An 11,917-nucleotide genomic window follows, 5' to 3' on the forward strand; every position below is an offset into this window, starting at 1 on the left:
GGTGCTCGGCATCACCCGCGGAGCCCTGGTCCACCTCGACCGCGACGAATTGCAGGGCATGGTGGCCCATGAGTTCAGCCACATTCACAACGGCGACATGCGCCTCAACACCCGCTTGCTGGCGGTGATCAACGGCCTGCTGGTGTTCAGCCTGGCGGGCATCGCGGTGCTACGCCAGGCTGAAAAGCAGCACCTGGGCAGCGACCGCCACCGCTTCTTCTGGCAGATCATCTTCGCCGTGCTGGGCCTGGCCCTGCTGGTCTTCGGTTCCCTGGGCAGCCTGCTGGGCAACCTGATCAAGGCCGCCATCTGCCGTCAGCGCGAGTTTCTCGCCGATGCCTCGGCGGTGCAGTTCACCCGCAACCCCCAGGGCATTGCCGGCGCCCTGAAAAAGATCGGCGGCAGCAGCGCCGGTTCGCGCCTGCGCGCCTTCGCCGCCGCGCAGTACAGCCACCTGTATTTTCACCAGGGGGTGAAACTGCGCCTGGGCCGCCTGATGGCCACCCACCCACCGCTGGCTGCGCGCATCCAGCGCCTGGACCCGCAGTGGGATGGGCGCTTCAAGCCGCTGTAAGGGCCCTACCAGAGGGCAATGTCGTAAGTGATGTAGAGGCGGTTGCTGTCCCGCCCACGGGCGTAGTCGGAGCGATACACATAATTGCGCAGCTTCACCCCCAGCCCCTTGAACGAACCTTGCTGAAGCACATAGGCCAGTTCGCTGTCGCGCTCCCACTCATCGACCCGGGTCCTGGACTTGCCGCCATTGCCACTCAGGTAGCGGGAACTGAAGGTCAGGCCGGGGACACCGAGGCCAGCGAAGTTGTAGCCGTAGCCGAGCATCCAGGTCTTCTCGCCCTCTTCGATGAACTTGCCGATGCCGGCGTTACTGAAGGAGTAGACCGTGGCGCCGCTGATATACGGCAAGCCGGCATCGCCACTGAGACGCTGATAACCACCGCCAAGGGAATGCCCGGCGATCGCGTAGGTCAGTTGCCCGCTGAGCATGCGGTTGTCGATCTTGCCGTCAAAGGCCGCGCCTGAATCGGCGCTGCGAAAGTAGCGCAGGTCGCTGGTCAAGGTGCCCCGCCCCAGCGCCAGGTCATGCTGGAGGCCGACGAAGTCCTGCCGATAGAAGTTCTCAAGCTCGCCATGGAAATAGCTCAGGCGCAGGCTCTTGCTCCACTTGTATTCGGCCCCGCCGTAGCGGAAGTCCCCGGACTGGCCGCCGCTGTAGCCGTCGGGGGCCAGCCCCACGCTGTCGGTGGAATCGCGCAGTTTGAAGCGCTGCAGATAGCCGCCGGTCAAGCTCAGGCCGTCGATATCCGTGCTGGTGAGCTGGGTGCCCTGATAGGTCTGCGGCAACAGACGGGCATCGTTGTAGACCAGCACCGGGGTCTTGGGCAGCAGGGTGCCGTACTTGAGCGTGGTCTTGGCCAGCCGCAACTTGGCCGTGGCGCCGGCACTGGCAAATTCGCTCGCGGCGCGACCGTCGTCGTGCACCGGCAGCAGCCCCGTTCCACTGCGGCCCTTGCCGGAATCGAGCCGAACCCCCAGCAGTCCCAGGGCATCGACCCCGAACCCCAGGGTGCCCGGGGTGAATCCGGACTGATAATCGAGCAGGAAACCCTGGGCCCATTCAGTGCGCTCGCTCTTGGCCGTGCGCGCGGCCTTGGCGCTGAGCCCGTGTTCGTCGCGGAAGTTCTCGTTGAAATAGACGTTGCGCAGTTGCAGCTTGAGGCTGCTGTCATCGATGAAGCCAGCGCCCTGGGCCGCCGCCAGGGGCAGCAGGCTCAGGCTGGACAGAATCAAGGTGCGAGTGTGCCAATAGCTCATGAGGTAGTTCTCGTTATTGTTATTCAAGGCGCAGTTGTCCCTGGCGCCCCTGAAACAAGCGCGCCGGGCCACCAAAGAGGGTTTCGAACGAATCAGACGAACAAGGTCAGGGCGCCGGTCAGCAAGGCCAGGGCGGTAATCACCAGAGAGGTCAGCACGGCCCACTTCACCGTGGCTTTCTGGAAGTCGCCAATGTCACGGTCCACCATGCCCACCAGCAGCAGGGTCGAGGCCACCAGCGGGCTCATCAGGTGCACCGGCTGGCCGAGGATCGAGGCCCGGGCGATTTCCAGGGGGGAAATGCCATAGGCCGCCGCCGCGTTGGCCAGGATCGGCACCACGCCGAAGTAGTAGGCATCGTTGGACAGGACGAAGGTCAGCGGCATGCTGGTCAGCGCCACCACCAGCGGGAACAGGTGACCCCAGGACGGCGGAATCCAGTCCACCAGGGTCTGCGCCAGGGCGTCGACCATCTTGGTGCCGGAGAAAATCCCGGCGAAGATCCCCGCGGCGAACACCAGCAGCACCACGGTCATGGCGTTACCCGAGTGGGCGAGAATGCGCTCCTTCTGAATATCCAGCTGCGGGTAGTTGATCATCAAGGCCAGGACAAAACCGATCAGGAACAGCACCGCCGAGTGCATCAGCCCCAGCACCAGCGCGGTCATCACCGCCATCACCAGCAGCAGATTGACGTAGGCCAGCTTGGGCCGTTTGTGAGGGGTGTCTTCGAGAATCGCCTTGATGTAGCAGTCGCCACCGCCGCTTTGCAGTTGGGTATTGCCGATGCGCTTGCGTTCGGCCCGGCCCAGCAGGTAGGCGGTAAACACCACCCAGGCGGCGCCGCCGATCATGGTCGGCAGCAGCGGCACGAAGTACTCGCCGGCATCCAGGCCCAGGGCGGCGATGGCGCGCGTGGCCGGCCCGCCCCAGGGGGTCATGCCGCTCATGATGCTTAAGGACAGCATGGAAATGGTGGCGAGGATCATGGGGTTCATGCCGATGCGCTTGTACAGCGGCAGCATGGCCGCGCAGGTAATCATGTAGGTGGTGGTGCCATCACCGTCCAGGGCCACCACCAGCGACAGCAACGCGGTGCCGATGGCGATCTTGGTCGGATCGCCATTGACCCGTTTGAGAATCTTGCGGATCAGCGGGTCGAACAGCCCCGAATCGATCATCAAGCCGAAAAACAGAATGGCGAACAGCAACAGCGCCGCCGACGGCGCGACCATTTTCAGGCCGTCGAGCATCATCTTGCCGGTGCTGCCGGCAAACCCGCCGAGCACCGCGAAAACGATCGGCACCAGGGTCAACGCCACAATGGGCGACAGGCGCTTGGTCATGATCAGGAAGGTGAAGACCACCACCATGGCGAGGCCGAGTAAGGCGAGCATAAGTCGATTCTCTTGTTTTTATGGTGAGCGTGACCGGCACGCAGGCGCGGCCACCCGGGCACCGGGCGCCCCTCAGGGGCGCCCGGCACAGGTGTTGAGTCGGTACTTGGGGTAAAGCGCTGGTGCTTGGCGGGTCTAGCCGAGCTTGCTCGCCAGAGCGGCGGCTGGGCTGTCATCGGCGGCAGCAGCCTGGGCCGCAAGCGGCTGGCCATCGAGCGTGCGCAACAGCACCTGGCGGTCGCAGGCCTGCTCCGAAAGGGCGATCACCACGGTTGCCACTGCGTTGCTGGCCAGGCTGGTCAAGGCCCGGGCCTCGGACATGAAGCGATCGATACCGATCAGCAATGCCAGGCCTGCCAGGGGAATGTCATGAATCACCGTCAGGGTCGAGGCCAGGGCCACGAAACCGCTGCCGGTCACCCCGGCGGCGCCCTTGGACGACAGCAGCATGATCGCCAGCATGGTGACCACCTGCCCGGCACTCAGCTCGATATTGCACGCCTGGGCAATGAAGATCGCCGCCAGTGACAGGTAGATCGCCGTGCCGTCGAGGTTGAACGAATAGCCGGTGGGCAGCACCAGCCCTACCACGCTCTTCTTGCAGCCCAGGGCCTGGAGTTTTTCCAGCATGCGCGGCATCACCGGTTCTGTGGACGAGGTGCCGAGCACCACCAGGAACTCTTCACGCAGGTAGCGCAGCAGCTTCCAGAGGCTGAAGCCGTTGGCCCGGCAAATGCCGCCCAGCACGACGCAGACAAAGAAGCCGCAGGCGACATAGAGGGTCATGATCAGTTTGGCCAGGGCGCCCAGGGAGGTGATGCCGTACTGGCCCACCGTAAAGGCCAGGGCCCCGAAGGCGCCGACGGGGGCAAAACGCATCAGGTAGGAGAAGATCTTGAACACCATCTGCGAGGCCGACTCCAGCACCACCAGCACCGGCTTGCCGCGCTCGCCCAGGGACGACAGGGCAAACCCGCACAGCACCGCGATAAACAGCACCGGCAGCACCTCGCCCTTGTTGAAGGCACCGACAAAGGTCTCGGGAATGATGTGCATGAAGAACTCCACCACCCCCAGCTTGGCCGCCGAATCGGTGTACTGGGACAGGCCCTGGGTGCTCAAGCGGGTGGGGTCGATGTTCATCCCCGCGCCGGGCTGGAACAGGTAGACCGCCGCCAGGCCGATGAACAGGCTGATCAGGGTCAGGCCCAGGAACAGCAGCATGGTCTTGCTCAGCAGGCGCCCCAGGGAACGCTTGTCGCTCATGCCGGCGATGCCGGTGACGATGGTGCAGAACACCACGGGGGCGATCATCATCTTGATCAGCTTGATGAAGGCATCTCCCAGAGGCTTCAGGGCAATGGCTTGCGCGGCCCAGAAGTGCCCCACCAGGACCCCGAGGAACACGGCGCAGAGGATCTGGAAATAGAGCGATTTAACAACTTTCATGGCATCACCCATTTTTAGAATTGTGTTGATGCAACGCGGGTCGACAGCAACGACTAACCGGCCAGGCGCTGTGAAGCCGGCGCGTAGACATACCCGGAGAACAACCGGCGGGCGGTGCGGACCACCGAGGCGCGGATGGTCTCAGGGCTTTTTCCGCTGTAGGACAATACGACATCTATTGCCCCGCTGGGATGCTCGATACGGACCTTTTGCAGACGCGGTTCGTGGACCCCGCCCAGCATCTCGGCCGCCACACTGCCGGCGGTGACACAGGCGGTAGCCAGGCCGATGGAGCCGGTGATGGCCAGGGCCCGATGGCAGTTGTGGGGCATGAAATAGCGCACCGCGAGGGTGCCCCCCGCCCGGGCCTGGGACACCAGGACCGGCTTGGGAATCACTTTGTCGCTGACATCCCCCAGGCCCATGGCCAGCCCGGCCTTCAGGCGCAGGTTTTCCAGGCGCTTGAGAAAGTCCGCGTCGGCGTCCAGCTCGGCCGGGGTTTCATCGCCGCGCTTGCCCAGGCAGGCAGCCTGCACCAGCACCATGGGCATGGCCATGTCGATGCACGTCACGGCAATGCCGTCGATCAGGTCCTGAGGCCGGCCGGTGGGAAACAACTGGCCGGTCTTGCTGCCGGCGGCATCGAGAAAGGTCAGGGCCACCGGCGCCGCGCTGCCCGGCACGCCGTCAATGGTGGTGTCGCCTTCGTAGCTGACCTTGCCATCGGGGGTCTGGACCTGGGCATTGACCAGGGTGCCGGTGTTGAGGTTGCGAATCCGCACCTGGGTCTGTGCCCCCGTGGCCTTGACCAGCCCCTGCTCGATCGCGAAAGGCCCGACGGCGCATAGCATGTTGCCGCAGTTGGGCGCGGTATCGACCCGCCGCTGCGACACCATGACCTGGACGAACAGGTAATCGACATCCGCGTCCGGGTGCAGCGACGGACTGACGATCGCCACCTTGCTGGTTTGCGGGCTGCCACCGCCGATGCCGTCGATTTCCAGCTCATGGCCGGAGCCCATCAGGTTGAGCAACAGCTCATCACGTTCGGACACCGCCACCGGCAGATCCCAGGCCAGAAAAAACGGCCCTTTGGAGGTGCCGCCGCGCATCAACACACAAGGAATTCGTTGCATGAACACTGACTCTTGTTGATCAATCGAGGTAATTGATGTTCTGGACACAAGAGTGGCAGGGATTAAAAAGTGTTTCCAATGCAAAGATCAGAGAGATTATTGCGTTACGAGCATGAATTAAATATCGTGTCCGGCACCGCCACACCCGACGCCCGCCTTGAGAAACCAGCATGGAATATGAGCTCCAGGACATCAGATCTTTCGTGAAAATCGCCGAACTGGGGAGTTTCCACGAAGCCGCCGACGCTTTGCACCTGTCCCAGCCCGCCCTGAGCCGACGTATGAAAAAGCTCGAAGAGGGCCTGGGCACCGCGCTCCTCGACCGCACCACGCGCAAGGTCAGCCTGACCAGCGTCGGTCGCGACTTCCTGCCCAAGGCCCGACGACTGCTGGACGACTTCGACGACTCGATCCTCAACATCCGTGAGCTGGCAGAACGGCAGATCGGTCAGGTGACCCTGGCCTGCATCCCCACGGCGGCCTTCTACTTCCTGCCGTCAGTGATCCGCCTGTATAACCTGCGCTATCCGAAAATCCGCATCCGCCTGCTCGACCTCAGCGCCAACGAGGGCCTTGAAGCGGTGCTGCGCGGCGAAGCGGACTTCGGCATCAACATGATGAGCGGCCAACACCCGGACATCGAGTTCGTGCCCCTGGTCAACGAACCCTTTGTCCTGGCCTGCCGGCGCGACCATGAACTGGCCGAGCGCAGCTCGGTGACCTGGTCGGAACTCAGCGATTATCGCTTGATCGGCGTCGGTCGCCTGAGCGGCAACCGCATGTTGCTGGACCATGCCCTGTCCGGCTTGAGCTGGCGTCCCCAGTGGTTCTACGAGGTGCAGCACCTGTCCACGTCACTGGGCATGGTGGAGGCCGGGCTCGGGGTTTCGGCGATGCCGAGCCTGGCCATGCCGGCCGCCGATCACCCGACCCTGGTCAGCGTTCCGCTGACCGAGCCCGTGGTCAATCGCACCCTGGGGCTGGTGTCCCGGCGCGGCGCGTCGCTATCGCCGGCCGCGGAAAAATTTGTCTCGATTCTGCTGGAGCAGTGGCCGCACTGACCCGCCCGCCCCCCTGCTCTCCCGTACTCCGACGTGCCTTGCAGGGCGCACCGCCAGTCTCAGAACATCCACGCCGTTTTTATCCGGGCGCAGACTGGCAATACCAATCCGCTCATCGTCACCGACGAGCCTTTATCATCACCTGCGCCCCGTTCTCCCTGGAGTCCCCCCGATGCCCCATGAAGGCAACCTGCTACAAGCCGCCGTCGTGTTCCTCTGCGCCGCCGTGCTCATCGTGCCCCTGGCCAAGCGCCTGCAACTGGGGGCCGTGCTCGGCTACCTGCTGGCCGGGGTGCTGATCGGCCCCTCGGTGCTGGGCCTGGTGGGCAACCCCCAGAGCGTCAGCCATATCTCCGAACTGGGGGTGGTGCTGCTGTTGTTCATCATCGGCCTGGAGCTCTCGCCCAAGCGCCTGTGGGTGATGCGCAAGGCGGTGTTCGGCGTCGGCCTGGCCCAGGTGCTGCTGACCGGGATGCTGATCGGCGTGGTGGCGCTGTTTCTGTTCGGCCAGTCGCTCAACAGTGCCATTGTCCTGGGCCTGGGCCTGGCCCTGTCGTCCACCGCCCTGGGCCTGCAAAGCCTGGCCGAACGCAAGGAGCTGAACAGCCCTCATGGGCGCATGGCCTTCGCTATCCTGCTGTTCCAGGACATCGCCGCCATTCCACTGATCGCCATGGTCCCGGTGCTGGCCGGCGGCGATCACCACACCAGCAGCGCCGAGGACCTGCGCCACGGCCTGCAAGTGCTGGGCAGCATCGCCGTGGTGGTGGTGGGCGGGCGTTACCTGCTGCGCCCGGTGTTTCGCATCGTGGCCAAGACCCGCTTGCCGGAAGTCTCCACCGCCACTGCCCTGCTGGTGGTGATCGGCACCGCCTGGCTGATGGACCTGGTGGGCGTGTCCATGGCCCTGGGCGCCTTCCTCGCCGGCCTGCTGCTGGCGGACTCGGAATACCGCCACGAGCTGGAAGCACAGATCGAACCCTTCAAGGGCCTACTGCTGGGGCTGTTCTTCATCAGCGTCGGCATGGGCGCCAATATCAGCCTGCTGCTCAGCGCGCCCATCGCGGTGCTGGGCCTGACCCTGCTGCTGATCGCCCTCAAGCTGCCGCTGCTGTTCGTGGTCGGGCGCCTGGCCGGTGGCCTGGGACGCGAGAGTGCGGTGCGCCTCGGGGTGGTGCTGGCGGCGGGCGGCGAGTTCGCTTTCGTGGTGTTCAAGATCGGTCGCGACCAGGGCCTGTTCGAGCCCCGCCTGTATGACCTGCTGGTGCTGACCATCACCCTGTCCATGGCCCTCACCCCACTGCTGTTGCTGGCCTGCACCCGCTGGCTGAAACCCAAGGCCAAGCCGGTGGAAATGCCCGCCGAGTACCGCCGGATCGATTCCGACGGGCCGCGGGTGGTGATTGCCGGCATGGGCCGCATGGGGCAGATCGTGGCGCGGATCCTGCGGGCACAGAAAGTGCCCTTCGTGGCCCTGGACACTTCGGTGGAAACCATCGAATTGATCCGCAGTTTCGGCGGCATGCCGGTGTTCTACGGCGACCCGTTGCGCCCGGAGATCCTCAGCGCGGCCAAGGTCGGCGAAGCGGAGTACTTCGTCATTGCCACCGACGACCCGGAAACCAATATCAAGACCGCCGAGCAGGTCAGCCGGCTCTACCCGCACCTGAAGATCATCGCCCGGGCGCGCAACCGCCAGCACGTGCACCGGCTGGTGGACCTGGGGGCCCAGGCGGTGCGGGAGACCTACTATTCCAGCCTGGAAATGAGCCGCCGCACCTTGGTGGGGCTGGGCTTGAGCCAGGCCCAGGCCGATTCGCGGATCCAGCGTTTCACCCAGCACGACGAACAACTGCTGGCGGCCCAGCATGCCGTCTACGACGACGCCGCCAAGGTCCTGCAAAGCGCCCAGGAAGCCCGCGCCGAACTGGCCCGGCTGTTCGAAGCCGACGAACAGGACGAACAGATCGAAAGCCCGCTGCCGCCGATGCGTTGAGGCGCCAGGCCCTGCGCCACCTCGCAGGAGTCGGCTTGCTGGCGAAGGCGGTCTCAAGGACGCCGGGGAATGATCTGAGGGCCGTGGTGTACCCTTCGCTGGCAAGCCAGCTCCTACAGGCCGGCACGACACACCGTAGGAGCCGGCTTGCCGGCGAAGGCGGCCTCAGCAACACCGCAAAACGATCTGCATGACGCAACACGCCCTCCGGCGGCTACCGACAGATTCTGTCAGCAGAGGGCGTGTAGAGTGGACGCCGCCCCGGCTTTGAATGGATACGCCCCATGAGTTCTACCCAAGAGCAGGCCCCCGCCCTCAAGGAAATCTTCAACCAGCAGCGCCTGATGCATATCGCCGACGCCATGCACGCGGTGCACCCGGCCTTCGACCGCCAGGGGTTCCTGCAACGGGCCGGCCACGGCCTCGCCGAGCTGTCGCTGATGCAGCGCCTGGCCCGGGTCAGCGAGAGCCTGCACCAGGTACTGGGCCTGGACTACCCCAGCAGCCTGGAGCTGCTGCAAGCCCTGGCGCCGCGCCTGAACAGCCGCTTCGTGTGCATCTTCCTGCCCCACTACGTGGCCAGCTACGGCCTGCATGACTTCGAGCTGTCCATGGCGGCGCTGAAGTACTTCACCGGCTTCGGCTCATCGGAGTTCGCCGTGCGCCACTTCTTGCGCCAGGACTGCCAGCGCACGCTGGCCGTGATGCACGAGTGGGCCACGGACAGCGATGAACACGTACGCCGCCTGGCCAGCGAAGGCAGCCGCCCGCGCCTGCCCTGGTCGTTCCGCCTGGAGCAGTTGCAGGCCGACCCGCAACTGGCGGCGCCGATCCTCGAACGCCTGCGCAATGACCCCAGCCTGTACGTGCGCAAGTCGGTGGCCAACCACCTCAACGACATCACCAAAGAGCACCCGCAGTGGGTCCTGGAACGTCTTGAAGGCTGGCCCCTGGAGCAGCCGCACAGTGCCTGGATCGCCCGTCATGCCTTGCGCAGCCTGATCAAGCAGGGCGACCGCCGGGCCCTGGCGCTGATCGGCGCCGGGGCCCGGGCCGAGGTCCAGGTTTGCCGCTTCCAGGTGGCCCCCGGGCAATTGCGCCTGGGGGACAGCCTCAACCTGTCCCTGACCCTGGTCTCCACCTGCTCGCACGAACAGCGCCTGGTGGTGGATTACGCCATCGACTACGTCAAGGCCTCCGGCGCCACCGCGAGCAAGGTGTTCAAGCTCAAGACCTTCACCCTGCAAGGCCTGGCCCAGGTGGAGCTTGGCCGCAGCCAGCAGATCCGCGAACTGACCACCCGCCGCCACTATCCGGGGCGCCACAGCGTGCGATTGCTGGTCAACGGCGAACCCCTGGCCACAGGCCATTTCGACTTGCTCGTCCCCTGATCCCCAAGGAAGCCCCATGGCAATCATCAGCAAATGGGCGAAATCCATCGCCCGGGTCCTGGAAAGCAGCTTCAGCGTCAGCAGCACCATCGCCAGCCACTCCGGCGTCCTCGGTGACGCCCGGGAGAGTTTCATCCGTGACGTCCTCAAGCGCTTTCTGCCGAGCAACATCAGCATCGGTGCCGGGCAGATCATCGACTCCGAAGGGAGCATCTCCAAGCAGATCGACCTGATCATCTACCGCAACGATTTCCCCACGCTGCGTACCTTCGGCTCGGCGGACGTGTACCTGATCGAAGGGGTGATCGCCACCGTGGAGGTCAAGTCCCAACTCAACCAGAAGAGCCTGTTCGAGGCGCTGGAGAACGGCAAGTCGGTGCGCAACCTCAAGCCCTCGGTGCTGCGCCACTCCCTGGACGAGTACAGCGCCCGCATCTATGGACGCGACTATCAGAACCTGACGGTGTCGCAGATGAATTCGGTCATGGGCCTGGTGCTGCCGCCAGCCTATGTGTACGGGTATCGAGGCTACCCCGGCAGCAGCCTGGAGCCGTTGCGCAACAGCCTGAACGCCTGGCACAACATCCCCGACCGTGCCGGCGAACTGGACGTGACCCTGATGCCCGAGGTCATTGCCACCCAGGGCTGTGTGACCCTGAAGAACCTCAACAACCACCTGGCCCTGCCCCGGCCCGGCGCCGCCGACCTGGAGGCCTGTCGCCAGAGCTACAACACGGCCATGTCCAGCAGCATGAGCAAGCAGGAATTCTTCGGTTGCTTTCGCGAAAGCAACGCTGAGAGCTTCGACTACGGCATCGCCATCAAGGCCTACGAAACGCCGCTGCAATACCTGATTTCCAGCTTGCTGGAGGCGGTGACCTCACGCATCGGCTACCAGCAACTGGGGGGGACGGCGATCCAGTACAACCTGTTGAAATACCACCTGACTGAAGAGATGGAGGGCGGCTGGTCCGGCGCTGCGATCAACCTGACCCGGGTGCGTGATCCCAAGCTGGATCTGGCGGGCAAGTTCGGCTTGTGGAAGGCCGGGGCCTGAAGCGATCGACAGGGCCCGCAAACCGCGACTGGGCGCTCAGCCCGTCGTGGCCTTCGTGGGCAGCGCGATCAAGTGCTCGCTGCAGCCGAAGCCACCCACTGCGTCGTCGTACCAGAACACTTCCACCACCGCGATGCAGCCGTCATAGGACTGCCCTACCAGCGTGCCGTCGGCCTTGAACACCCGCAGGTAGCCGCCAACGCTGTAGCGCGAGCTGTCGCCATCGCCGGGCATGGTCATGGTGGGAATCCAGGTGCGCCAGCTGAACAAGCGGTACTTCTGGTAGTAGAAGGCCTGGTCGGCGCTGTAGTCGCGGCCCTGATACGGCGTGCCGTAGTAGAACGAGCCATAGGCCTGGTACGCCAGGTACAGCGCCAGCGCGGCGCCGAGAATGAGGTTGATCTTTTTCATTGCAGGGTCGTTCCTTTTACCCGTGGAAACATCAAGAAGGAGGCAGGCCCAGCATGCGCAGGCACGCCTGGACAATGGCCTCGGCCAGGACCCGGCCATCGTCCTCGCCGGCGGCGATCACATCGTCGGTGGCGCCATGCACCCCGGCGTAGATCAGCGAAGCAATCACCCCTGGCTGGGCCAGGG

The 11,917-nt window shown here is 64.6% G+C and carries 10 protein-coding genes; 5 read left to right on the top strand and 5 right to left on the bottom strand.

Annotation, left to right across the window (positions count from 1 at the left end; all coding sequences use genetic code 11):
• On the top strand, positions 1–574 hold a 574-nt coding region (locus tag F6S12_RS26435; RefSeq protein WP_315869486.1), incomplete at its 5' end, for a M48 family metalloprotease.
• Positions 575–579: 5 nt separating this feature from the next.
• Here the strand turns inward: F6S12_RS26435 and F6S12_RS26440 are convergent.
• From F6S12_RS26440 to F6S12_RS26455, 4 genes are all read right to left on the bottom strand, one after another.
• Entirely contained in the window at positions 580–1,833 is a 1,254-nt protein-coding gene (locus F6S12_RS26440; protein WP_315869487.1) for an OprD family porin, read from the bottom strand.
• Positions 1,834–1,925: 92 nt separating this feature from the next.
• Positions 1,926–3,230 carry a CitMHS family transporter gene (locus F6S12_RS26445; protein WP_123430963.1) on the bottom strand — a complete coding sequence of 435 codons (1,305 nt, stop codon included), beginning with the start codon at positions 3,228–3,230 and terminating at the stop codon, positions 1,926–1,928.
• 135 nt (positions 3,231–3,365) lie between these two features.
• Positions 3,366–4,691, bottom strand: a complete 1,326-nt coding sequence (gene dctA / locus F6S12_RS26450) for a C4-dicarboxylate transporter DctA (RefSeq protein ID WP_011060795.1) — start codon at positions 4,689–4,691, stop codon at positions 3,366–3,368.
• A gap of 41 nt (positions 4,692–4,732) precedes the next feature.
• Positions 4,733–5,815 carry a 4-oxalomesaconate tautomerase gene (locus F6S12_RS26455; protein ID WP_077933913.1) on the bottom strand — a complete coding sequence of 361 codons (1,083 nt, stop codon included), beginning with the start codon at positions 5,813–5,815 and terminating at the stop codon, positions 4,733–4,735.
• 170 nt (positions 5,816–5,985) lie between these two features.
• On the opposite strand from F6S12_RS26455, the gene F6S12_RS26460 reads away from it, so the two are divergent.
• The 4 genes from F6S12_RS26460 to F6S12_RS26475 all read left to right on the top strand — a co-directional run bounded on the left by F6S12_RS26460 (position 5,986) and on the right by F6S12_RS26475 (position 11,320).
• Positions 5,986–6,876, top strand: coding sequence for a LysR family transcriptional regulator (locus F6S12_RS26460; protein ID WP_011060793.1), 891 nt, complete (start codon positions 5,986–5,988; stop codon positions 6,874–6,876).
• A 172-nt stretch (positions 6,877–7,048) separates the two neighbouring features.
• The gene (locus F6S12_RS26465; protein WP_011060792.1) at positions 7,049–8,872 is read left to right on the top strand and encodes a monovalent cation:proton antiporter-2 (CPA2) family protein; all 1,824 of its coding nucleotides are present in this window, start codon (positions 7,049–7,051) and stop codon (positions 8,870–8,872) included.
• 284 nt (positions 8,873–9,156) lie between these two features.
• Positions 9,157–10,263 (top strand): DNA alkylation repair protein, encoded by a 1,107-nt coding sequence (locus F6S12_RS26470; RefSeq protein ID WP_161467093.1) that lies wholly within the window; start codon positions 9,157–9,159, stop codon positions 10,261–10,263.
• 16 nt (positions 10,264–10,279) lie between these two features.
• Entirely contained in the window at positions 10,280–11,320 is a 1,041-nt protein-coding gene (locus F6S12_RS26475; RefSeq protein WP_161467094.1) for a DUF6602 domain-containing protein, read from the top strand.
• A 36-nt stretch (positions 11,321–11,356) separates the two neighbouring features.
• Here F6S12_RS26475 and F6S12_RS26480 read toward each other — a convergent pair whose 3' ends face one another.
• Positions 11,357–11,731 carry a hypothetical protein gene (locus F6S12_RS26480; RefSeq protein ID WP_019094398.1) on the bottom strand — a complete coding sequence of 125 codons (375 nt, stop codon included), beginning with the start codon at positions 11,729–11,731 and terminating at the stop codon, positions 11,357–11,359.
• Positions 11,732–11,917: the final 186 nt, after the last annotated feature.

The sequence above is a fragment of the Pseudomonas sp. JV245A genome (assembly GCF_032424515.1).
Classification (GTDB): domain Bacteria; phylum Pseudomonadota; class Gammaproteobacteria; order Pseudomonadales; family Pseudomonadaceae; genus Aquipseudomonas; species Aquipseudomonas protegens.